Origin of the sequence: Bradyrhizobium macuxiense (assembly GCF_007993935.1) — a bacterium.
Classification (GTDB): Bacteria; Pseudomonadota; Alphaproteobacteria; order Rhizobiales; family Xanthobacteraceae; genus Bradyrhizobium; species Bradyrhizobium macuxiense_A.
This window is the reverse complement of the sequence record NZ_VITY01000001.1, coordinates 700,757-722,329: the sequence shown is the minus strand read 5'-3', so window position 1 is coordinate 722,329 and position 21,573 is coordinate 700,757. Positions and strand designations below refer to the sequence as shown.

Annotated in this window: 20 protein-coding genes and 2 pseudogenes; 12 read left to right on the top strand and 10 right to left on the bottom strand. The window is 64.5% G+C overall.

Annotation, left to right across the window (positions count from 1 at the left end; genetic code table 11):
• Position 1 precedes the first annotated feature (1 nt).
• Together FBZ93_RS03465 and FBZ93_RS03460 are read left to right on the top strand one after the other, a co-directional pair.
• A complete protein-coding gene (locus FBZ93_RS03465; RefSeq protein ID WP_167528890.1) occupies positions 2 to 1,171 on the top strand; it encodes an aminotransferase in 1,170 nt (389 codons plus the stop codon).
• Between the two features lie 6 nt (positions 1,172 to 1,177).
• Positions 1,178 to 2,287: a polyamine ABC transporter substrate-binding protein gene (locus FBZ93_RS03460; protein WP_146984551.1), complete on the top strand. Its 1,110-nt coding sequence runs from the start codon at positions 1,178 to 1,180 to the stop codon at positions 2,285 to 2,287.
• A 105-nt stretch (positions 2,288 to 2,392) separates the two neighbouring features.
• Here the strand turns inward: FBZ93_RS03460 and FBZ93_RS03455 are convergent, their stop codons facing one another.
• From FBZ93_RS03455 to FBZ93_RS03425, 7 genes are all read right to left on the bottom strand, one after another.
• Positions 2,393 to 3,328 carry a lipid A biosynthesis lauroyl acyltransferase gene (locus FBZ93_RS03455; RefSeq protein WP_146984550.1) on the bottom strand — a complete coding sequence of 312 codons (936 nt, stop codon included), beginning with the start codon at positions 3,326 to 3,328 and terminating at the stop codon, positions 2,393 to 2,395.
• A gap of 18 nt (positions 3,329 to 3,346) precedes the next feature.
• Positions 3,347 to 4,624: a beta-ketoacyl-ACP synthase gene (locus tag FBZ93_RS03450; protein ID WP_146984549.1), complete on the bottom strand. Its 1,278-nt coding sequence runs from the start codon at positions 4,622 to 4,624 to the stop codon at positions 3,347 to 3,349.
• 27 nt (positions 4,625 to 4,651) lie between these two features.
• On the bottom strand, positions 4,652 to 5,836 hold the full coding sequence (locus FBZ93_RS03445; RefSeq protein WP_146984548.1) for a beta-ketoacyl-ACP synthase: 1,185 nt from the start codon (positions 5,834 to 5,836) through the stop codon (positions 4,652 to 4,654).
• Positions 5,829 to 6,305, bottom strand: a complete 477-nt coding sequence (locus FBZ93_RS03440) for a 3-hydroxyacyl-ACP dehydratase FabZ family protein (RefSeq protein WP_074129845.1) — start codon at positions 6,303 to 6,305, stop codon at positions 5,829 to 5,831. Before FBZ93_RS03440 ends, FBZ93_RS03445 begins: the two co-directional genes overlap by 8 nt.
• A 9-nt stretch (positions 6,306 to 6,314) precedes the next feature.
• On the bottom strand, positions 6,315 to 6,614 hold the full coding sequence (locus tag FBZ93_RS03435; protein WP_050419055.1) for an acyl carrier protein: 300 nt from the start codon (positions 6,612 to 6,614) through the stop codon (positions 6,315 to 6,317).
• A gap of 182 nt (positions 6,615 to 6,796) precedes the next feature.
• The gene (locus tag FBZ93_RS03430) at positions 6,797 to 7,153 is read right to left on the bottom strand and encodes a hypothetical protein (protein ID WP_146984732.1); all 357 of its coding nucleotides are present in this window, start codon (positions 7,151 to 7,153) and stop codon (positions 6,797 to 6,799) included.
• Positions 7,154 to 7,240: 87 nt separating this feature from the next.
• Entirely contained in the window at positions 7,241 to 8,098 is an 858-nt protein-coding gene (locus FBZ93_RS03425) for an ion channel (RefSeq protein WP_246667341.1), read from the bottom strand.
• Between the two features lie 111 nt (positions 8,099 to 8,209).
• Here FBZ93_RS03425 and FBZ93_RS03420 point away from each other — a divergent pair, with 111 nt between their 5' ends.
• The gene (locus FBZ93_RS03420) at positions 8,210 to 8,836 is read left to right on the top strand and encodes a ParB-like protein (RefSeq protein ID WP_146984546.1); all 627 of its coding nucleotides are present in this window, start codon (positions 8,210 to 8,212) and stop codon (positions 8,834 to 8,836) included.
• Here FBZ93_RS03420 and FBZ93_RS03415 read toward each other — a convergent pair.
• From FBZ93_RS03415 to FBZ93_RS03405, 3 genes are all read right to left on the bottom strand, one after another.
• A complete protein-coding gene (locus FBZ93_RS03415) occupies positions 8,797 to 9,309 on the bottom strand; it encodes an MgtC/SapB family protein (RefSeq protein WP_146984545.1) in 513 nt (170 codons plus the stop codon). The genes FBZ93_RS03420 and FBZ93_RS03415 overlap by 40 nt on opposite strands.
• A 25-nt stretch (positions 9,310 to 9,334) precedes the next feature.
• The gene (locus FBZ93_RS03410) at positions 9,335 to 9,913 is read right to left on the bottom strand and encodes a peroxidase-related enzyme (protein ID WP_146984544.1); all 579 of its coding nucleotides are present in this window, start codon (positions 9,911 to 9,913) and stop codon (positions 9,335 to 9,337) included.
• A 109-nt stretch (positions 9,914 to 10,022) separates the two neighbouring features.
• Positions 10,023 to 11,771, bottom strand: coding sequence for an ATP-binding protein (locus FBZ93_RS03405; protein WP_146984543.1), 1,749 nt, complete (start codon positions 11,769 to 11,771; stop codon positions 10,023 to 10,025).
• A gap of 498 nt (positions 11,772 to 12,269) precedes the next feature.
• On the opposite strand from FBZ93_RS03405, the pseudogene FBZ93_RS03400 reads away from it, so the two are divergent.
• From FBZ93_RS03400 to FBZ93_RS03360, 9 genes and pseudogenes are all read left to right on the top strand, one after another.
• Positions 12,270 to 14,060, top strand: a pseudogene (locus FBZ93_RS03400) (putative bifunctional diguanylate cyclase/phosphodiesterase); the annotation flags it as partial.
• Positions 14,061 to 14,148: 88 nt separating this feature from the next.
• Positions 14,149 to 14,334: a hypothetical protein gene (locus FBZ93_RS03395; protein ID WP_050627033.1), complete on the top strand. Its 186-nt coding sequence runs from the start codon at positions 14,149 to 14,151 to the stop codon at positions 14,332 to 14,334.
• 150 nt (positions 14,335 to 14,484) lie between these two features.
• The gene (locus FBZ93_RS03390; RefSeq protein WP_146984541.1) at positions 14,485 to 15,441 is read left to right on the top strand and encodes a catechol 2,3-dioxygenase; all 957 of its coding nucleotides are present in this window, start codon (positions 14,485 to 14,487) and stop codon (positions 15,439 to 15,441) included.
• A gap of 153 nt (positions 15,442 to 15,594) precedes the next feature.
• Entirely contained in the window at positions 15,595 to 16,077 is a 483-nt protein-coding gene (locus tag FBZ93_RS03385; protein ID WP_146984540.1) for a DUF1801 domain-containing protein, read from the top strand.
• A gap of 134 nt (positions 16,078 to 16,211) precedes the next feature.
• A pseudogene (locus tag FBZ93_RS03380) lies at positions 16,212 to 17,418 on the top strand (cytochrome P450).
• 194 nt (positions 17,419 to 17,612) lie between these two features.
• Positions 17,613 to 18,890 carry a sulfite dehydrogenase gene (soxC, locus tag FBZ93_RS03375; RefSeq protein WP_146984539.1) on the top strand — a complete coding sequence of 426 codons (1,278 nt, stop codon included), beginning with the start codon at positions 17,613 to 17,615 and terminating at the stop codon, positions 18,888 to 18,890.
• Positions 18,877 to 19,422, top strand: a complete 546-nt coding sequence (locus tag FBZ93_RS03370) for a c-type cytochrome (RefSeq protein ID WP_146984538.1) — start codon at positions 18,877 to 18,879, stop codon at positions 19,420 to 19,422. Before soxC ends, FBZ93_RS03370 begins: the two co-directional genes overlap by 14 nt.
• Positions 19,423 to 19,559: 137 nt before the next feature.
• Positions 19,560 to 19,868, top strand: a complete 309-nt coding sequence (locus tag FBZ93_RS03365; protein WP_146984537.1) for a BA14K family protein — start codon at positions 19,560 to 19,562, stop codon at positions 19,866 to 19,868.
• A gap of 145 nt (positions 19,869 to 20,013) precedes the next feature.
• Positions 20,014 to 21,516, top strand: a complete 1,503-nt coding sequence (locus FBZ93_RS03360; protein ID WP_246667340.1) for an amino acid permease — start codon at positions 20,014 to 20,016, stop codon at positions 21,514 to 21,516.
• The last annotated feature ends 57 nt before the right edge of the window (positions 21,517 to 21,573 follow it).

Sequence of the window (21,573 nt, the reverse complement as noted above, 5' to 3'; positions counted from 1 at the left end):
CATGACCTCCATGAACAAGGTCTTCGCGGACCTTCCCGTCACCATCTTCGAGGCGATGTCGCAGGCTGCGCGCGACAACAACGCCATCAATCTTGGCCAGGGTTTTCCCGACGATCCCGGACCGGAGGATATCCGCCGCGCCGCCGCGGACGCGTCCATCAACGGCTACAACCAGTATCCGTCGATGATGGGTATTCCGGAACTGCGTCAGGCGATCGCATCGCATTACGGCCACTGGCACGGGCTCAAGCTCGATCCGATGACCGAGGTGATGGTCACCTCTGGCGGCACCGAGGCGCTGACCTCCTCGATCCTCTCCGTGGTCGAGCCCGGCGACGAGGTGGTGTGCTTCCAGCCGGTCTATGATTCCTATCTGCCGATCATCCGCCAGGCCGGCGGCATTCCGCGCCTGTTGCGGCTCGAGCCCCCGGAGTGGCGACTGAACGAGGAGATGCTGCGCAGCGTCTTCAACCACAAGACCAAGGCGGTGCTGTTCAACAATCCGCTCAACCCGGCGGCGGTAGTCTATCCGCGCGAGGACCTCGAGCTGCTGGCGCGGTTCTGCCAGGAGTTCGACGTGGTCGCGATCTGCGATGAGGTCTGGGAGCACGTCGTGTTCGACGGCCGCGAGCACATCCCGCTGATCACGATACCCGGCATGCGCGACCGCACCATCAAGGTCGGCAGCGCCGGCAAGATCTTCTCGCTGACCGGCTGGAAGATCGGTTTCGTCTGCGCCGCGCCGCCGCTGCTGCGCGTGGCCGCGAAGGTGCACCAGTTCCTCACCTTCACGACCGCGCCCAATCTGCAGGCGGCGGTGGCGTACGGCCTCGGCAAGCCGGACGACTACTTCTTCGACATGCGCAAGGACATGGCGCGCAGCCGCGACCGTCTGACGAAGGGATTGGAGAGCATCGGCTTTCCGGTGCTGAAGTCGCAGGGGACCTACTTCCTCACCGTCGATCTGTCGCCGCTCGGCCTCAACGAGACCGATGCGGAGTTCTGCTGGCGAATTGTGCAAGACTACAAGGTTGCGGCTATTCCAGTGTCGGCGTTCTACGAGCAGGATGCGGTGACGTCGGTGGTGCGTTTCTGCTTCGCCAAGAAAGACTCGACGCTCGACACCGCGCTTGAGCGGTTGTCCGACGCAGTCCATCGTCGCAAGAGGTAGACCAGAATGCAGAAGCAGAGCCGTCGTCTCGTCGGCCTCGTCGGTACGATCGCCACGGTTCTGTTGTTTGCTTCGTCCGCCAGCGCGGAGGAGCGGACGGTCAACTTCTACAACTGGTCGAACTACATGGCGCCCGATGTCCTCGAGGACTTCACCAAGGAAACCGGCATCAAGGTCGTCTACGACACGTTCGACGCCAACGAGACGCTGGAGACCCGGTTGCTCGCCGGCAAGTCGGGCTACGATGTCGTGGTGCCGACCGGCTACTTTCTGCAGCGCCAGATCACCGCGAAGGTGTTCCTCAAGCTCGACAAGTCGAAGCTGCCGAACCTTGCCAACGCATGGCCCGTCGTGACGGGTCAGCTCGCGACCTACGATCCCGGCAACAATTACGGCGCCAACTACATGTGGGGCACCACCGGCATCGGCTACAATGTGAAGATGGCGGAGAAGATCCTCGGTCCTGACGCGAAGATCGACAGCTGGGACATGGTGTTCAAGCCGGAGAACCTCGCCAAGTTCAAGGATTGCGGCGTCCACATGCTGGACTCCGCCGACGACATCCTGCCGGCGGCACTGAGCTATCTCGGCCTCGACCCGAACTCGACCAAGCAGGCCGACCTCGAGAAGGCCGCGGATCTCGTCATCAAGATCCGGCCCTATGTGCGCAAATTCCATTCGTCCGAATATCTCAGCGCGCTGGCCTCGGGCGAGATCTGCTTCGTGGTCGGATGGTCGGGCGACATCATGCAGGCGCGCAGCCGGGCGGCGGAGGCCAAGACCGGCGTCGAGATCGGCTACACGATCCCGAAGGAGGGCGCGCAGATGTTCTTCGACAATCTCGCGATCCCCGCGGATGCCAAGAACGTCACGGAGGCCTATGAGCTGATCAACTACCTCTACCGTCCCGAGGTCGCGGCGAAGAATTCCAACTTCCTGTCCTACGCCAATGGCAATCTGGCGAGCCAGAAGCTGATCGATCCGAAGATCTTCAACGACAAGAACATCTATCCCGACGAGGCGATGCAGAAGAAGCTGTTCGTCATCACGGCGCGCGATCCCGCGACGCAGCGGATCATCAATCGGCTGTGGACGCGCGTGAAGACGGGGAGATAGATTTATCCGTCATTGCGAGGAGCGAAGCGACGAAGCAATCCATCGCTCCACATGCGCGGAAAAGTGGATTGCTTCGCTTTCGCTCGCAATGACGCGTGTGAGGGCCTACCGCCAGCGCCGGTGCAGCCAGAGCCATTGATCCGGATACTCGCGGACCCAGCCCTCCACGATGTCGGTGATCACCTGCATCGTGCCCTGGATATCGATCTGCCCGGATGCATCGAACACCGGTTTCACTTCCTCGGTGACCTCGCCGCGGAAGCGGCCGTCGGGCAGGCGGATGATCCGCGTACCGTGGATCGGACAATCGATCTGCCGGCGCAGCCGCGCCAGCAGCGGGTTCGCGGTGGTCTTGCGGCCGAAGAAGGTCACTGGAACACCGTTGGTCAGATACTGATCGACCAGCATCGCGACGTGCTGGCCGTTCTTCAGCGCCTGCGCCAGCTTGAGCGGCGCGTCGCGGCCGGCCGGGACCAGCGTGCCGAGGTTGACGGCGCGGATGCGTTCGATGGCGCGGTCGGCGGCCTCGATGTTCGGCCGTCGGAACAGGATGGTCGCGCCGAGCCCATGCGCCGCGGCGGCTATTGGAGACAGCTCCCAGTTGCCGAGATGCGCGGCGAAGAACAGCGCCGGCTTGCCGTCGTCGCGCAACTGGTCGAACAGCTGCTTGCTGCGCGCCGAGAATTCGACGCGGCCCGGTCTGTCGGGATTCTGGGGATCATGGTCCCAGATGCGGTCGATATGCGCGAATTCAGCGCCGATGCGTCCGAGGTTGTGCCAGACGCCGGTCAGGATCTCTTCGATCTCCTGCGGTGTCTTCTCCGGGAAGGCCGCCGTGAGGTTCTCGCGGCCGATGCGATCTTCACGCAGCCGGCGGCCGATGAAATGCGCGGCATGGCCGAAGAATCGTGCGGTCTTCTCCGGATCGAAATAGCGCGTGGTGCGCAAGAGGCCGGTCGTCAACGCGCCAATGGCAACGTTCGCCACAGGCTTTGCGGCGTCGCGCAGGTGCGCCCTGGTGCGAAGGAGCAGGCGTTTCATCAAGGCGAGGGCGCCGAGTTAAGCCGGCTCGCGCGTCAGGATCAGCGAAGCGTTTTGTCCGCCAAATCCGAACGAGTTCGACATCACGGCGGTCACCTTGGCGTCGCGCGCCTTGTTGCCGACCACGTCGAACGGGATCGCGGGATCGGGCACCTCGTAATTGATCGTCGGCGGGATCCGCTGATGCTCGAGCGTGAGCAGCGAGAAGATCGCCTCGACTGCGCCGGCGGCCGAGATGGTGTGGCCGACCATCGATTTGTTCGACGACACCGGGATGTTTTTGGTGTGTTCGCCGAACACCGCCGAGGTGGCAAGATATTCCATCTTGTCGTTTTCCGGCGTCGAGGTGCCGTGCGCGTTGATGTGGTCGATCTGCTCGGGCTCCATCCCGGCATCCGCGAGCGTCTTGCGCACGCAGCCGATCGCCGGCTTGCCGTCGGGGGCAGAGCGGGTGCGGTGGAAGGAGTCGGTGAGCTCGCCGCAGCCGGCGACGACGCCCAGGATGCGCGCGCCGCGCGCCATCGCTGCCTCGTAGCTCTCCAGCACCAGCGCGCCGGCGCCTTCGGCCATCACAAAGCCGTCTCGGTTCTTCGAGAACGGCTTTGAGGCGCCCTGGGGCGGATTGTTCTGGGTCGAGAGAGCCGAGAGCAGCGAGAAGCGCACCATGGCTTCGGGATTGACCGAGCCGTCGGTCGCGACGCACAGCGTTGCATCGGTTTCGCCGCGGCGGATCGCCTCGACGCCGAGCTGGATCGCGGTCGCACCGGAGGCACAAGCCGTCGAGAGCGAGATCGGCGACCCCTTGGTGCCGAAGGTCTCGGCGAGGTTGAGCGCGACCGAACCGAAGGTGAAGCGCCGGTGGAAGTGCGCAAACTTGCCGCCGCTGCAGGTCGCCAGATAATCGATGATGCCAAAGTCCTTGGTCGGAACCTCGCGCGCGATTTCGAGCCGCTGCGGCCACTCGGTCTCGATCGGCGCGACCGCGAGAAACAGCGGGCCGGGGAAGTCGCCCTTATTGCCGATGCCGGATTGCTCCAGCGCCTCTTCGGTCGCGATCTCCGCCAGACGTTGCGACAGGCTGGTCGAGGAGAACGGGTCGACGGTGACGAAATCGACGGCGCCAGCCATCGTCGTCTTCAGACTGTCGAGCGGGAAGCGCGTCACGGTCCTGATGCCGGACTCGCCCGCCGTGAGGCGCTTCCAATTGTCTGTCTTGCCGCCGCCGAGCGACGTCACGATTCCCATGCCGGTCACGACGACGATCGGTCGGCCGAATTTATCGCGTGGTGCTGTCATGGTGTCCCCGTCGGTGCTTGCGCCGAATTACTTGACGGCCTCGACCAGTGCCATGCCTTCGCCCTGCCAGTGGCCGACCCCCAACACGACAATCTGGGTTGGCGCGTCGGTCTTTTCAACCTCCAGCCCGGTCGGGTCGTTGGCCGGATAGAGCGCGCCGCGGGAAATCGACAGCGCGGCCAGCGCGAGCCCGAGCGGGAACTGGGCCTCCATGGTGTGCCCAAAGGTCGTACCGGTGGCGCGCACGGCAAGGCCGGGATGCTGCCCGAGGAATTCGCGCTCTTCGGCAGTCGCGGGCTCGGCGCCGGTTGCGCCCGTGATCAGCACGGCCTTGTCGTTGCTGACCCCGAGCTGCGGCCACATCGTCTGCAGCGACTTCGTCACAGCGCCGGGTTGCTTGCGCTTGGCAAGATCGGCGACCACCTTGGTCAGCCTGGCGTACGGCTTGGCGCCGCGCGCCTCGGCGTGCTCGCGCGATTCCATCACCAGGAAGGCTCCGGCGGAGCCGATCGCGAAGCCCGGATGGTTCCTGCGAGCCCAGACCGGCGCGTATTGATCCTTGAGGGCGAAGTCGCCAAACGAATAAAGCATCAAGAGGTCGCCGCGATCGCCGTTATGGGCCGCGCCGACCAGCGCGATGTCGCTCTGTCCGGCGCCGATGCGTGCGACCGCGATCCGCGCGGCGTCGATGCTCGAGGCTTCCTCGCCCATAAAGGTGCGCGACGTCCCGCAGACGCCGTGAACGATCGCGATGTTGCCGGCGAGCAGGTTGGAGAGCTGCGCCAGGAACAGCGTCGGACGCAGCTCGTTCATCAGTTTCTCGTTGAGCAGGGCGGGCGGCAGCTTGCCCTGCGCATCGGCGTTCATGATCGCAAGGTCGACATTGAGGTCACGCTCGCCGCCACCGGCAGCGATGATCATGTCCATCCGCGACAGGATTTCCTGATTGCCTTTGACACCAGCGGAATCAAGCGCCAGCCCGGCGGCATAGGTGCCGATGCGCTGCCACGTCTCCATCTGACGCTGATCGCCCTTCTTCGGGATCTGGGCGTCGAAGCTGACCGGGGCGATCGGATGGATCACGTATGGCGCGAGCCGCTTGTCGTCGGCATTGACGCGCTTTTCACCGAGCGCCTGCCAATGCGCATCCAGCCCCTCGCCGAGGGACGAGAGCAGGCCGACGCCGGTGATCCAGACTTCCTTCTCAGCCATTACTCATTGCCTGCTGCGGAAACCCGATCTTGGTGGCCATCGCATCCATGTGCACGCGCAAGTCCGGGCTGGGGAAGGGGATATGACGGAAGGTCAGCTCGGCGTTGCATTTGAGCTCCTTGCCGACGCGGACCTTCGCCGAGGTCACGGTGAAGCCTGAACCTTCGTGTTCGATCTTGGCTTCGATCGTCAGTGTCGAGCCGGGGCTGACGAAGCCACGCATCTTGGCTTCCTTGACCATGGCGAGGAAGGGCATGCGCTCGAACTTGGTCAGACCAAGGATCAGCCAGCCCGAGCTCTGCGCCATCGCTTCGGTGAGCAGCACGCCGGGCATGATCGGGTAGCCCGGGAAATGCCCGGCGAACACCGAATGGCTGTCCGGCGGGACGTCCGCCTCGACGACAATGGTCCTTGCGTCGAGGTTGAGGTCGACGATCCGATCGATCAGCTGAAAAGTTTCAAGCTGCATGACTGGCGATTACGAGGCCGAGCCCGCGCCCGCGTTCTTGGCCGCGACCAGCTCGTCGATGCGGTCCGCGAGATTCTGCAACACGAAGTACTGCTCCGTCGTGGCCTTGCCGTCGTTGACCTCCTGGGTCCACTTCTCGAGCGGCATCTTGATCCCGAAGGCCTTGTCGATGGCAAAGGCGATGTCCAGGAAGTCGAGGCTGTCGATCCCCAGATCGTCGATCGCGTGGCTCTCCGGCTTGATCGTATCGCGCGGGATGTCGCAGGTCTCCGCGATAATGTTGGCGATCTGCTCGAATGTGGAGGACATCATTAAGCCTTTGATATATTGAAGGTAATTCCGGGTCGGCTCGGAGGAGGCGGGCGCGTTGCCCCGGAATGCCCTATTGCTGCTGCCGGGAGTCGTGTGCCCGTATATCGGAGCAGGGCCGTTAGTTCAATGGAGCTTGGCCGGCCCGGCGAGGACGGTTTTTGGGCACGGTTCCGGCCAGCCTAGGTGCGCGGCATCACCGTAATCTTCGCGCAATCCCTGCGGCCCATCAGCACGCAATCCTGGGTCTTGCGCAAATCGGCGATGCTCATGGCAAGCCAGATGCCGATCGCCGTGAGCGCCACGGTGAAGGCAAAGGCGGCGATGTTGGCGAGCATGCGCTGGCGGAAGTCATCCGGCTCCTCGCGCGGCTTCTCGTAGCGGGAGAGGTCGTTGGCGACGGAAACGGGAGCGACGGAAGTCGGGCGGGTCGATCGGGCCGGGTCCTCGCGCTTGCCGGGCGGCTGCGCCGAGGTACGCGGCCGGAATTTGAGCACCACGTGCTCGTCATCCGAGGAAATTGGCCGCTGCGTCTTCACTGTTGTCAGTCCGGTCGCGTCGCCACTCATGTTTAGCATGTTCGGCGTGTTTCACACCTAAAATCTTGGTACCCGCAGAGGTGGTATTCATGCTTCGATCGTCTCGTGGAACCGACTGTAGTCGATCCTGAGACGGCCGTCGTCGGTCGCGCGCAGGATTTCGGCATAGCGATGTCCGAAACGGATATCGGAATGTTCGTAGGATTTTCGCGCATGCAAAGTTTGCGCTGCAACGTCGTCATAGCCCGACACGATGAGGCCCAGCCCGGCATTGATGGCTTCCAGGTCTTCCGCGTTGAGGCCGTGCAGCGGGCTGTCCTTGTCGATCACATGAAACAGGGTCCAGCTCAGTGCCAATGCCGGGCTTTCGCTGCGCGCGAGCGGCAGCTCGAAGAACCGGCGATAGGCCATGCCTTCCTTGCTGAGGTCGTTCTTGAACAGCCACAGTCGCGCTGTGGCGTTGGCGATGATGTTGTGCCGCTCATTGGCAAGGCGGATCATCAGCGTCCGTTCGCCCTCGTGGTCCGAGATCACGGGGTTGTCGGCGAACAGCAGGCGCGCGCTCGGCCGCGAGAAGCGGGCGAAGATCAGCCCGGTCATCAGCGACATCGAGAAGATGCCGGTGAAGAGCTCGATGGCGGCGATGAAGTGCCCGTAATGGGTCTGCGGATGCATGTCGCCGTAGCCGGCGGTCGAGAGTGTCTCGATGCTGAAATAGAGGTAGTCGATGTATTGGCCGTCAGCCACGTTGGCGATCGGGTGATCGCCGAGCCAGTAGAGCAGCGCGAAGACGCCGTTGAAGGTGATGAACACCAATGCTGCACCGCCGATAAAGGCGGGCCACGATGCCGTCATGCAGCGGTGACTGATGTCCGCCCAGAAACTGAGCTCCAATCCCTCGGTCACGACCTCGCGGTTGCCGAGGCGGACCGTGCGTGCCTTCACGCGTTCGCTTGCTCTCAAAGCCATTCCGCCGAACCGGCTCTTTCGTCTGCCTGAGACATCATGTCATAATGGAACCCATTCCGGAGTGCCGGTCAAACGGGAGTGCAATTCATGGCCCATACGCGCGAGCCTTACGTCAAACCGGTCCCGATCCTGTCGCTGCGACCGACCCAGATGACGGTCGGCATGCACGAGGTGAAGGAGAAGCGGAAGCGCTGGCGTGAGCACAGCTCGGACAAGAAGCGCGCCGAACTTCTGGGCAAGCACATGATCCCGGTGGTCCACGGACCCGACGATCGCTACTACGTGGTCGACCATCATCACATGGCGCGGGCGCTGCACGAGGAAGGCGTCAAGGACATCCTGGTCACGGTGATCGGCGATCTCACGATGGTCGAGCGTGACGTGTTCTGGGGCGTGATGGACAACAAGCGCTGGGTCTATCCCTACGACTCCAAGGGCGAACGCCGGCACTTCAGGGATATTCCGAAATCGATCAAGGACCTCAAGGACGATCCGTTCCGCAGCCTCGCCGGCGAAATGCGCCGGGCCGGCGGTTTCGCCAAGGACACCACGCCGTTCAGCGAATTCCTGTGGGCCGATTTCCTGCGCCGCCATATCCCGCGCAAGACGGTGGAGAACAATTTCGCCAAGGCGCTGGAAAAGGGCCTGGCGCTCGGCCGCAGCCAGGGGGCGGTCTATCTGCCCGGCTGGTGCGGCCCAGCATCCGACGACTGACCGGGCGCAGCTTCCGGCTCGTGCGGATACTCCTTGCCGCCGAGCACGTGATGTAGCCACCGCTCGGCGCGTCTGCCCACGGTCAGCAGCAGGAATGCCAGCGCGACGGCAGTGACGACGATCGGCCAATGTCCGGCGCCGCAGACAATCCCGACGCACGCGGCGAAGAACGCGCATGCGGCGCTGGTCAGGCCGTGAACCTGGAAGCGGTCTCCCCGCCGGATGATCACGCCGGCGCCGAGAAAGCCGATGCCGGTCAGCACGCCCTGGATCACGCGGCTGACGGCATCGGTGAACTGGCCGGGCTGAACCGACTGTAGCGCCAGCAGCACCACCATGGCGGTCGAGAGGCTGACGAGGCCCAGCGTCTTCAGGCCGATCGGCTTGCCGCGCAGGTCGCGGTCAAGCCCGATCGCGCCACCCGCCAGAGTGGCCGCGCCGAGGCGCAGGATGATCTCGCTCCAGTCTGCCAAGGCGTCCTCTACTACTACTTCACTACTACTTCGGCTGCCGGCCGAGCATGTAGAACTCGTCGTTCGGCCGCATGCCGGTGACGTTCGCGAGCCGGTTGGAGAGCGCGAAGAAGGCCGCGACCGCGGCGATATCCCAGACATCGTCGTCGCTGAAGCCGTGGTCGGCAAGCGTGGCGAAGTCCGCCTCGGCGACTTCCTCGGCGGCGCGGCTCACTTTCATGGCGAAATCGAGCATCGCGCGCTGCCGCGGCGTGATGTCGGCCTTGCGGTAGTTGATCGCGATCTGGTCCGCAATCTGCGGATTCTTGGCGCGGATGCGCAGGATCGCGCCATGGGCGATCACGCAATATTGGCACAGGTTGGCGGCGCTCGTCGCCACCACGATCATTTCGCGCTCGGCTTTGGAGAGGCCGGAGTCCTTTTCCATCAGCGCGTCGTGATAGGCAAAGAAGGCGCGAAACTCGTCGGGACGATAGGCCAGGGTGAGGAAGACGTTCGGCACGAAGCCGGATTTTTCCTGCACCGCCAGGATGCGGGTGCGGATATCCTCCGGGAGCTTGTCGAGAGCGGGCGTTGCGAAGCGTTTGGCGGTCGGCTGTGTCATGAGATGGTTCCGGCATGCCGCATGGATGCGGCGTCACGGCAAACCATAGAGGATGACGGGTCGGGCGCAAGGCGCATTGGCGCCTTGGCAGAATCCTGACGAAATGCGGCTAGCGCAGCGGCTTCTTCAACAGCGAGAAGCGATCCGGATCGAGACCGAGTGACGGCTGCAGCATCGGCGCCTCGGCGGGCGCCATGGTGCGCGCCGGCGGCGGAGCGTTGAAGTTGGCATCGCCGCTCGGACTGTCGCGATGCGAGGTGGCGCCGCGCCAGCGCTCCAGCACGGCGCTGACGAAATGCATGTCGTGGCCGGCGGTGACCGACGGCACCGTCGCGATGGTGGCCTCGCCGCGCGGCAGCTGGTGCGGCGGCACCTCCTTGAAGCGCAGCCGGGTCGGCAGCGCCACGCCTTCGCCGAACGCCAGCACTTCGCGGGTGCCGAGCGAGGGCACGAACGACAGCAGATTGGCGGCGGCATCCGACACCGCGGAGCGCAGCAGCGCCTGGTCGCGGTCGTTGGCAAGGCGCATCGTGAACAGCGTGTTGCACTGGGAGATGATGGTCGCGTCGAGCTCGGCCGGGCGCTGGGTGATCAGGCCGAGATAGACGCCGTATTTGCGGCCTTCCTTGGCGATGCGCGACACCGCCTTGCGGGTCGGCCCGAAGCCGATATTGCGGTCGGCGGAGGCGTAGCGGTGCGCTTCCTCGCAGACGAACAGCATCGGCGAGACGCCGTCGCTCCACAGCCCGAAATCGAACGCCATGCGGCACAAGACCGAGACCACGGAATCGACGACTTCGGCCGGGAAGCCCGCGAGCTGCATGATGGTCATCGGCTTGCCGTTGGCAGGCAGGCGGAACAGATGGCTGATCACCTCGGCCATGGTATCGCCGCCGACATTGGCATTGTCGAACATGAAGGCGTAGCGCGGATCGTTGCGCACCGCGTCGATGCGCGAGATCAGCTTGTGATAGATGATGCGCGAGGAGCGGTTCTCGAGCTTGCCCATGCGCTCGTCGATCAGCGAGATCAGGTCGACCAGGCGATAGGGCACCGGCGTGTCGACGGTATAGCCGACCTGCTTCGGGTCGATGCGCTTCAGTCCGAGACCGACCCGATCGGAGTTCTGGTACTGGGTGTAGATGCCCTTCGCCATCGGGATCACTTCGGCGAGGATGTCGAGCTCTTCGGGCACGCCGGGCCGGCCGCCGAACAGCACGTCGACGATCTCTTCGAAGTTGAACAGCCAGAACGGCAGCTTCAGGTTGCGCGGATTGAGCACCTGCGCGCGCTCGCCGAAGCAGCGGCCGTATTCATTGTGGACGTCGAGCAGGAAGATGCGCAGGTTCGGCCGCGACTTCAGGATCTCGTTGAGCAGCAGCGACACGCCGGTGGACTTGCCGACGCCGGTCGAGCCGAGCACCGCGAAATGCTTGGAAAGCATTTCCTCGACATCGACATAGGCGATGACCGAGCGATCCTGCTGCAGCGTGCCGACATTGATCTGGTCCGAGCCGCTCGGCGCATAGACCGTGCGCAGCTCCTGGTTGGTGATCAGATCGGTGCTGTCGCCGATGGTCGGATAGTGGGTGACGCCGCGCTGGAATTTGGGGCGGTCGCCGCCGAGGATTTCGCCGAGCAGGTCGACCGAGGCGGTCGCCATGTATTCGTCGGATGCCGGCAGGTTCTCGCACGACACCTCGGTGATCATCGCGACAATGACCGAGTTCGCGCAGCGGATGCTGACGAACCGGCCGACGGTCGCGCGCATTTCTGAAAGTTGCATCTGGCCGCCCGCCAGCAGCCCCACCCGGGCCTGCGAGCCGCGCACAGAGATCACACGTCCGAAAGGTGTCACAGTTCCAGCCTGGCTCGTTCTCGAAATCTAAATGTCCGGACCAATATGCCCGCCCGGGATTGGAAAAAGCGTTAAGTCGCCGGGGTTCGGCATCGGCTAAATCTACACCTTCCCGGTGACGATTTGTTTCTATCGTGACGTGAGATTGTGCTCCGTCGCGCGCATCGGCGGCGAAATCGTCGCTTTCCGGCACAGAAGCGTTGGTTTGACGGTTTATCCGTTAATGCGGGATTCACCATCTTGATGGAGTGCAGCGGCGGCTCCGTAGCTTTACGGAGGTCAGGCGCGATGTGTTGCACGTTGGCTCCAGGTATCGCGTAACCGATTGCTAACTGCGAGTTGTAACGACCTTTCCATCTGTGCTGCGTAACGATGCCGCGCTTGGGAGAGATCAGCGTGCGCACCGAACACCGCAATTCATCGCCAGGAAACGCCGACGCCGGTTCGACCAAAGGGCTGGCGTTTTGTGCCGGCCTGCTTGTCGGCAGTCTGCTGGGAAGCGCGACCGCGCAATGGAGCGAGCGCGAAGGCCTGCTGATGGCGGCGTTTGCGATCATGGCCGTGATCGTCTTCCTGCTGCTGAAGCGACACCAGGTCTCGGACGAGCGGCTCGCCACCGAGCGCCGCAATCTCATGACCGCCGTGAATAACATTCCGCAGGGGCTCGTGCTCTACGATGCGTCGGCGCGCATCATCATCTGCAACGGCCCTTACATCGAGATGTTCGGGCTTTCGCCCGACGTGGCGAAGCCGGGCTGCACCATGCAGCGGCTGATCGCGCACCGGCAGGAGACCGGCTCGTTCGACGGCGACGTCGACGCGTTCTGCGATGCCATCATCCGCAATGTGAAGCTGGGCAAGGCGACGCGTCAGCTGACAGAGGCACCGGGCGGCCGGGCGATCGAGATCGTCAACAAGCCGCTGCCGGAGGGCGGGTGGGTGGCGACCATCGAGGATGTCACCGAGAGGACGCGTACCGAAAGCAAGATCGCCTACATGGCGCATTATGATGCGCTCACCGACCTGCCCAATCGCGTGCTGTTCCGCCAGCGCCTCGAGCAGGCGCTGAGAACGATCGGGCCGGATGACCAGCTCGCTGTCATGTATATCGATATCGACGAATTCAAAGCCGTCAACGACGCGCTCGGCCATCAGATCGGCGACGAGCTGCTGAGGGCAATCGCCGATCGTCTGCGCTCCTGCCTCGGGGGAACCGATGTGGCGGCGCGGCTCGGCGGCGACGAGTTTGCCGTGATCCAGACCGCGGTCCGCGATCAGACCCAGACCATGCAGCTGCTGGCCGCGATCTACCAGAGCATCCGCCAGCCGATCGATTGCAGCGGGCACCTGATTACGACCGATGCCAGCATCGGTATCGCGGTTGCGCCCACCGACGGGCTCGACCTCGATCAATTGCTGCGCAACGCCGACCTCGCGCTCTATGGAGCCAAGAGCGACGGCCGCCGCACCTACCGCTTCTTCGAAGCCGGCATGGACGCGCGCGCCAAGGCGAGGCGCAGCCTGGAGCTCGAATTGCGCCAAGCCATCGTCGAGGGCAGCTTCGAGCTGCATTATCAGCCGTTGCTCCATCTAGGGGACGGCCGGGTCAGCTGCTGCGAGGCGCTGCTGCGCTGGCGCCATCCCGAACGCGGCACGATCTCGCCCGCGGATTTCATCCCGGTCGCCGAGGATACCGGCCTGATCAACGATCTCGGACACTGGGTGCTCAACACTGCGTGCCGGGAAGCCGTGAACTGGCCGGATCATATCCATGTCGCGGTCAACGTCTCGCCGATCCAGTTCAAGAGCCAGACGCTGGCGCTGAACGTCGCCGCCGCGCTGGCGGCGTCGGGGCTCGCGCCCGCGCGGCTCGAGCTCGAGATCACCGAGGCGGTGCTGATCCGCGACGACGAGGCCGCGCTCGACATCCTTCATCAGCTCCGCGAGCTCGGCGTGCGCATCGCGCTCGACGATTTCGGCACCGGCTATTCGTCGCTGAGCTATCTGCAGCGCTTCCCGTTCGACAAGATCAAGATCGACCGTGCCTTCATCAAGGATCTCGCCGGGACGGGCGCGTCGTCCACGATCGTCCAGGCCGTCGTGAACATTGCCGCCGCGAGCGACATGACCACGACCGCCGAGGGCGTCGAGACCGAGCAGCAGCGCAGTCTGCTTCGGACCCTCGGCTGTACCGAGATGCAGGGCTACCTGTTCAGCCGGCCGGTGCCGGATGTCGAGATCCGCAGGCTGCTATCCTCGCATCGCGAGGATGCCGTCTCGGTCGCCTGACCGCCGCGGCGTTCCCTATGTGATTCCGGCCACGGAATGCCGCGCGAGCGCCGGCCATCTTGTTGATACGCAACAAGAGGGTCCCGCCATGTACTATCTCGTGAATGCGCTTCTCGTTCTGGCCATCGCGTTCTTCTTCTTCCTGCCGATGACCGATCGCCGCACGGCGCGGATGAAGCTCTGCATGGTGTGCGCGCTTGCCGTCGCGCTGACGGTGTCGGCGACCATGTCCCGGCCGCACGATGCGGCGCCGGTGATGGCGTCCAAGGGCTAGGCGCGGAGGCTGGTCTCACCCGAGGGCTGCGATTGCCGGTGCCAATAATTTGTTGACGGGACCTAATCCTTTGTACACTAGTACAAATCGCCCCGGCACCGCTCGCCCGAGCGGAAAGACGTCGGTGGCGTCGTGCGAGGAGACCGCCCCATGCAGCCGGAACCGATCTTCGATCTCGCTCATCTCGGGCACATGGAGCTGCTGACGCCGAAGCCGGACGAGAGCCTGACGTTCTTCGTCGACGTCATGGGCATGACGGTCAGCGGCCGACAGGGCGAATCGGTCTATCTGCGCGGCTGGGACGACTATGAGCGTTACTCGCTGAAGCTGACCGCATCGAAGACCTCAGGCATGGAGCACATGGCGCTGCGCGCGCGCAGCCCGCAGGCGCTCGAGCGCCGCGTCGCCGCGCTGAAGGGCTCGGGCTTCGACATCGGCTGGATCGACGGCGACATGGGGCAGGGACCGGCATTCCGCTGCCGCGATCCCGACGGCCATGTCATCGAGCTCTATTACGAGACCGAATGGTACGAGGCGCCGGCCGGGCTGAAGCCTGCGTTGAAGAACCAGGCGCAGCGCTTTCCGGCCCGCGGCGTCAATGTCCGCCGGCTCGACCATCTCAACTGCCTCGCGGTCGACATCAAGGCCAATCGCCTGTTCTTCGAGAACTACCTGGGATGCCGCACCACCGAGCAGATCGTGCTCAACGACGGCACCGAAGCGGCGATGTGGATGACGATGTCGAACAAGAGCTACGACTTCGCCTATACGCGCGACCACTACGGCAAGCGGGGCCGATTCCATCATGTCACCTACGCGCTGGACAGCCGCGAGGAGATCCTGCGGGCCGCCGATATTTTCCTCGAGCATGGGGTGCATATCGAGACCGGGCCACACAAACACGCGATCCAGCAGACTTTCTTCCTCTATGTCTATGAACCCGGCGGCAATCGCGTCGAGGTCGCCAACGCCGGCGCCCGCCTGATCCTTGCGCCGGACTGGAAGCCGATCGTGTGGACCGAGGAGGAGCGCAAGAAGGGCCAGGCCTGGGGGTTGAAGACGATCGAGTCGTTTCACACCCATGGCACGCCGCCGGTGATCGACTAGGCGCCGGACTGCGGTAAGCGGACCGATCGCGCGCGTCGATACGCCGCCACATACGGGCGCGGACAGTGACGACAACATCGACGCACAACCATATGATCCGGGTCGGCGAACGCTGCGCAGCGCGCGGGATGTGAACCGGTGGAAACAGGCACAATGGTTGGCAAGTCCTCCAGGAAGTCGGCGAAGAGCGCCAAGAAGAGCGCAAACAAGGCAGCCGCGACGCGCGGGGCTGCAAAGCCGCGTCTGCTCGCGGGCGGCAATCCGCAGATCGCAATGGGAGTTGGTGACGCGCCCGTGCAAGCCTACATCGCGGCGATGCCGGGGTGGAAAAGCGAGGTCGGACGCAAGCTAGACGCGCTCATCGTGCGGACCGTCCCCGGCGTGCACAAGGCGGTGAAGTGGAACTCGCCGCTCTACGGCGTCGCAGGCGAAGGCTGGTTCCTCGGCATCCATGTCTTCACCCGCTACATCAAGGTGGCGTTCTTTCGCGGCGCATTGCTGCGTCCCGTGCCGCCGGGCGAGTCCAAGCAGCAGCATACGCGCTATCTCAACATTCACGAGAACGACGAGCTCGACGAAGCCCAATTCACCGCCTGGGTGAAGCAAGCCAGTCGATTACCCGGCGAACGGATGTGAGCCGTCACATGGAAGGATCGGCGAGCAGCGGCCACGCTGCGCCGCTGGTTCCATAGCGGCAAACGCACCGGCCTTGCATACACGGCATTTCGCACCATGTTCCGGATGCGCGAACGGCGGCATGAGGTGGCGCCATGGCATCGCAGCCGGATTTTTCCAGCGAGACATTCAACCGGGATCCTGCCGCCGGCATTGCGATGCTGCGTGCCCAGGGCGAGGTCGTCGAGGTCAGGTTTCCGATCGTCGGCCGGGTCTGGCTGACGACGACCTATGATGCCGCCTCAGTGATGCTGAAGGAGAGCGCGACCTTTACGTTGCGCAAGGAGGACGGCGAGGTCGCCGGCCTGCGCTGGTGGATGCCGAAGTCGATCACCGCGGTCGCCAACAACATGCTAACGATGGACGAGCCGGATCACACGAGGCTGCGCAGCATCGTGGACGAGGCATTCCGCCGCCGCGCTGTGCTCGACATGGAGCCGCACATCCGCGGCATCGCCGATCGCCTCGCCGACGAATTGTTCGCCACGGGAAGCCCGGCCGATCTGATCCCGCGCTATGCCCGCATCCTGCCGGTCTCGGTGATTTGCGAGCTGCTCGGCTTGCCGCTGGCCGACCGGCCGACATTCATCGCCTGGGCCAGCGCGATGACGCAGCTACGAGGCCCGATCAGCTTCCTGCGCATGATGGGTTCGCTGTCGAAGATGCGAAAGTACCTCGCGCAGCAATTGCAGTTCGCGCGCGAGCGAGGCGGCGAGGGGCTGATCGCGGAACTGGTGCAGGTCGAGAAGGAAGGCGGTCGCATCACACCGGACGAAATGGTGTCGATGGTGTTCCTGCTGCTCGGTGCCGGGTCGGAAACGACGACACATCTGATCAGCGGATCGGTTTTCGAGCTGCTCAAGGACCATGCGCGGCGCGACTGGCTGACAGCTGACTGGAACCGCCTCGGCCTCGCGGTCGAGGAGTTTCTGCGCTTCGTCTCGCCGGTGCAGTTCACCAAGCCGCGCTACGTCAGGCGCGACGTCGAATTCGGCGGCGTTCATCTGAAGAAGGGCGACCGGGTGATGGCGATGATCGCGGCCGCCAATATCGATCCCACGGTGCATGAGCGTCCCGAACGAATGGATCTCGCACGCAAGCCGAACCGGCATATCTCGTTCGGGACCGGAATCCATTTCTGCCTCCCACCAGCTGGCACGCATCGAGGCGGCATCTGCGCTGCAAGCGCTGTTCACGCGCTGGCCCGATCTCCGGCTCGCGGTGAAACCCCAGCACATCCACTGGCGCGGCCGCCCCGGCATCCGCTCGATCGACAAGTTGCCCGTCGTCGCGGGCAGTTGATGGCAGCTCTGCACGCGCGATCATTGCCTCGCCTCGGGCGTTTGGTAGGCTGCACCAAAGCACGATGAATCGTCATCGCGCTTTAGGTTGTTGTCCCGGCATGATCTCCACGCAAACGCTACGCGTTTGTCGCGAGGGAAAACCGCTTGGCACTTTTCCGGATCATGCTCCGGTAACGTCAGAGGAAAACGTCGATGAGCGAACACACGACGGACAAGCGCGTGCGAGAGGCGTCGCGCAGGCGATTTCTTCAGGCGGGTGCGGCACTGGCCGGAGGCTCCGCGATGGCGGGAGTTGCCGGTTCTCCTGCGCTCGCCGAACAGGGGAATAATCTTCCGCCCAACGTGCCGGAATGGATGAAAGCGCCCGGCGACCCGATGGGAAGCCAGCCCTATGGCACGCCATCGGTGCACGAGAAGGGCGTCGTCAAGAACATCTCGAAGACGCTGCCGCAATATATCTCGGCGTCGGGCCGCACGCCGTTGCAGGAGCTCGACGGCATCATCACGCCGAACGGCCTGTTCTACGAGCGCCACCATGGCGGCGTGCCGACCATCGATCCGGCCGAGCATCGGCTGATGCTGCATGGCATGGTCGATCGCCCGCTGGTGTTCACGATGGAGGACATCCGCCGCTTTCCGTCGCAATCGCGCATCCACTTCCTGGAGTGCTCCGGCAATCCGGTCTACACCAAGCCCTACGGCAAGACGGCTTCCGACCTCGTCGGCCTCCTGAGCTGCGCCGAATGGACCGGCGTGCCGCTGAAGACAGTGCTGGATGAAGCCGGCCTGCAGCCAGGCGCCAAATGGATCGTCGCCGAAGGCGCCGATGCCGCCGCGCTGACGCGCTCGATCCCGATCGAGAAGTGCCTCGACGACGCCATGCTGGTCTACAGCCAGAACGGCGAACGGCTGCGTCCGCAGCAGGGCTATCCGCTGCGCCTGTTGCTGCCCGGCTTCGAGGGCAACATGAACGTGAAGTGGCTGCGCCGGCTCAAGGTCACCGCCGAGCCGGCCTATTCGCGCGAGGAGACCTCGAAGTACACCGACCCGATGCCGGACGGCACGTCGCGCGAATTCACCTTCTACATGGAAGCCAAGTCGATCATCACGCGGCCGTCGGGTGGGCAGAAGCTGACCACGCACGGCTTCCACGAGATCACCGGGATAGCCTGGAGCGGCCATGGCAAGATCAAGAGCGTCGAGATATCGTTCGACGAGGGCAAGAGCTGGCAACAGGCGGAGTTGCAAGAGCCGGTGCTGACGCGCGCGCTCACGCGCTTCCGCCTGCCCTGGCACTGGGACGGCACCCCCGCAGTGATCCAGAGCCGCGCCATCGACGAGACCGGCTACACGCAGCCGACGCTGGCGGAATTGGTCAAGGTGCGTGGTCTCAACTCGTTCTACCACAACAATGCGATCTGGCCCTGGCGCATCGATGCGAATGGCGAGGTGACCAATGCCCAGGCGTAACCTGAAGGCGGCGTTCGTCGTGGGTGCGATCGCGATGCTTGCCGCTGCCGCGCAGGCCGACGATCGCTATGGCATCGGGCGTCCGGCAACGCCTGCCGAGATCGCGGGCTGGAACATCGATATCGGCCGCGATGGCTCCAACCTGCCGCCGGGCAGCGGCAGCGTCGAGCGCGGCCGCACCGTGTTCGCCGAGCAATGTGCGGCATGCCACGGCGACAACGGGCAGGGCGGCGTCGGCGATCGCTTGGTCGGCGGTCAAGGCACGCTGGCGAGCCCCAAACCGATCCGCACCGTCGGCAGCTATTGGCCCTATGCCTCGACCCTGTTCGATTACATCCGCCGCGCGATGCCGCAGAATGCGCCGCAGTCGCTGAGCAATGAGGACGTCTACGCGGTGTCCGCCTACATCCTCAGCCTCAACGGCGTCGTCCCCGCCAATGCCGTGCTCGACGCCAAGTCGCTCGCCGCCGTCAAGATGCCGAACCGCGAAGGGTTCGTCTCGGACCCGCGGCCCGACGTGCATAACCACTGAGTGGCGAGCCACAGCCGGTTGGCTCGCAGCATCGTGACGCCGCGGGCCCTGTGCCCGGTGAGGCGCCGCCACCATATGGTTTGGGGGCGGCTCGGCCGGCCTTCGACCTGGTTTGATTGATCGATAGGAGTGGTCGCATGTCCGGATTGAGGGCGGTTGCAGCCGCCATGTTGCTCGCAGGAATGACGTTCTCGCCTGTCATTGCCCAGATTTCCGAGCCGGCCCTGCTCGAGTCACAATATCCCGGGCGCAGCGCGCTGAACGGCGGCGCCTTGACGCCATGGGGTGAAGCCCAGCGGGCCGCGCAACACGGCGGCAACCCGTCGGACGCCTACGGCGCCATGCCGGTGCCGGCGCCATCGTCTTCCTGCGCACGCTATCGTTCCTTCGATCCGGCGTCCGGGACCTTCCTCGGCCGCGACGGCCGACGCCACCCCTGCCAATAGGGCGCCGCACCACGCTTGGCGGTGGATAAGCGCGCCGGTAATTGCCTGGCGCGCGAACGCCCGCGCGTCGACCGCGTTATAATTCGCCGATCGCGGCGGGTCTCGCTGGACCCGAGCGGCGGAGGACAGGCGGAGGGCTCTTGGCGTGACCGACATCCTGGCCGGCTTCTGGGATCGAAAATCGGCCTCCGAGCTGTTGCGCGAGGCGGCGCGCGCTGACGGCGACGCGGAGACGCCGGTCTTCAAACGCTCGCTCTCGGCGCTGCAACTGGTCACGCTCGGCATCGGCGGCATCATCGGCGCCGGCATCTTCGTGCTGACGGGGCACGCGGCGGCCGCCAATGCCGGCCCCGCCGTCACGCTCTCCTTCATGCTCGGCGCGGTCGCCTGCGCCTTCGCCGGCCTGTGCTACGCCGAGATGGCGTCGACCGTGCCGATCTGCGGCAGCGCCTATACTTACGCATATGCCACGCTCGGCGAATTGATCGCCTGGATCATCGGCTGGGACCTGATCCTCGAATATGCCGTCGGTGCGATCGCGGTCTCGGTCGGATGGTCCGGCTATTTCGTCAGCTTCATGCGCGATTTCGGCATCAACCTGCCGCAGCAGTTCACCTCGGCGCCGCTCGCCTACGACGTCAACACCGCCGCCTGGTCGTCGACCGGCGCGGTCATCAACATCCCGGCGATGGCGATCATTGCTTTCGTCACCACGCTGCTCGTGGTCGGCATTCGCGAGTCGGCGCGCTTCACCGGCTTCGTCGTCGTGGTCAAGCTCGTCGTCATCGCATTGTTTCTCGCCACCGCAGCCTCCTCCGTATCGCTGGCGAACTGGGTGACTGCGGGCAATCCGGAGGGCGCGCTGATCCCGCCGAATGCCGGTCCCGGCGCATTCGGCTGGTCCGGCGTGGTCCGCGGCGCGGCGGTGGTGTTCTTCGCCTATATCGGCTTCGACGCGATCTCGACCGCGGCGCAGGAGGCGAAGACGCCGGAGCGCGACATGCCGATCGGCATTCTCGGCTCGCTCGTGATCTGCGCCGCGCTCTATGTCGCGGTCGGCTTCGTGCTGACCGGCATCGTGCCATACGACAAGCTCAGCGTGCCGGATCCGATCGCCGTCGGCATCGATGCGGTAGGCATCGGCTGGCTCGGTCCCTTCATCAAGCTCGGCATCCTGTTCGGGCTGACGTCGGTGATCCTCATCATGCTGCTGGCGCAGCCGCGGATCTTCCGCGCCATGGCGCATGACGGGCTGTTGCCGGGCCTTGCCGCAAAAATCCATCCGCGCTTCCAGACCCCCTATGTCTCGACCATCTTCGCCGGCACCGTCGCCGCCATTCTCGGCGGGCTGCTGCCGATCGGGCTGGTCGGCGAGCTCGTCTCGATCGGCACGCTGTTCGCATTCACCGTGGTCTCGATCGGAACGCTGGTGCTGCGCATCCGCGATCCGCAATTGCCGCGCCCGTTCAGGGCTCCGGCAATCTGGCTGGTGGCCCCGGCTGCCGCCGGAACCTCGCTGTTCCTGATGCTCGGCCTGCCGCTCGACACCTGGATCAGGCTCGCGGTGTGGCTCGTGATCGGGCTGGTGATTTATACGGCCTATGGCAGACGCCACAGCCGGCTGCGGGTGGGCGGCGAGGGCCTATAGTGCGCGCGCGAGCGGCCTGCTAGGTTTGCGCGCTAAGATCGCATCATAAGGCCGCGA

Excerpts from the sequence above, each read along its gene's own strand:
- soxC (WP_146984539.1), top strand. The coding sequence starts at position 17,613 with ATGAGCGAACACACGACGGACAAGCGCGTGCGAGAGGCGTCGCGCAGG.
- FBZ93_RS03395 (WP_050627033.1), top strand. The coding sequence starts at position 14,149 with ATGTACTATCTCGTGAATGCGCTTCTCGTTCTGGCCATCGCGTTCTTC.
- FBZ93_RS03370 (WP_146984538.1), top strand. The coding sequence starts at position 18,877 with ATGCCCAGGCGTAACCTGAAGGCGGCGTTCGTCGTGGGTGCGATCGCG.
- FBZ93_RS03365 (WP_146984537.1), top strand. The coding sequence starts at position 19,560 with ATGTCCGGATTGAGGGCGGTTGCAGCCGCCATGTTGCTCGCAGGAATG.
- FBZ93_RS03460 (WP_146984551.1), top strand. The coding sequence starts at position 1,178 with ATGCAGAAGCAGAGCCGTCGTCTCGTCGGCCTCGTCGGTACGATCGCC.
- FBZ93_RS03420 (WP_146984546.1), top strand. The coding sequence starts at position 8,210 with ATGGCCCATACGCGCGAGCCTTACGTCAAACCGGTCCCGATCCTGTCG.
- FBZ93_RS03445 (WP_146984548.1), bottom strand. The coding sequence starts at position 5,836 with ATGGCTGAGAAGGAAGTCTGGATCACCGGCGTCGGCCTGCTCTCGTCC.
- FBZ93_RS03435 (WP_050419055.1), bottom strand. The coding sequence starts at position 6,614 with ATGTCCTCCACATTCGAGCAGATCGCCAACATTATCGCGGAGACCTGC.
- FBZ93_RS03450 (WP_146984549.1), bottom strand. The coding sequence starts at position 4,624 with ATGACAGCACCACGCGATAAATTCGGCCGACCGATCGTCGTCGTGACC.
- FBZ93_RS03410 (WP_146984544.1), bottom strand. The coding sequence starts at position 9,913 with ATGACACAGCCGACCGCCAAACGCTTCGCAACGCCCGCTCTCGACAAG.
- FBZ93_RS03465 (WP_167528890.1), top strand. The coding sequence starts at position 2 with ATGACCTCCATGAACAAGGTCTTCGCGGACCTTCCCGTCACCATCTTC.
- FBZ93_RS03390 (WP_146984541.1), top strand. The coding sequence starts at position 14,485 with ATGCAGCCGGAACCGATCTTCGATCTCGCTCATCTCGGGCACATGGAG.
- FBZ93_RS03440 (WP_074129845.1), bottom strand. The coding sequence starts at position 6,305 with ATGCAGCTTGAAACTTTTCAGCTGATCGATCGGATCGTCGACCTCAAC.
- FBZ93_RS03455 (WP_146984550.1), bottom strand. The coding sequence starts at position 3,328 with ATGAAACGCCTGCTCCTTCGCACCAGGGCGCACCTGCGCGACGCCGCA.
- FBZ93_RS03385 (WP_146984540.1), top strand. The coding sequence starts at position 15,595 with ATGGTTGGCAAGTCCTCCAGGAAGTCGGCGAAGAGCGCCAAGAAGAGC.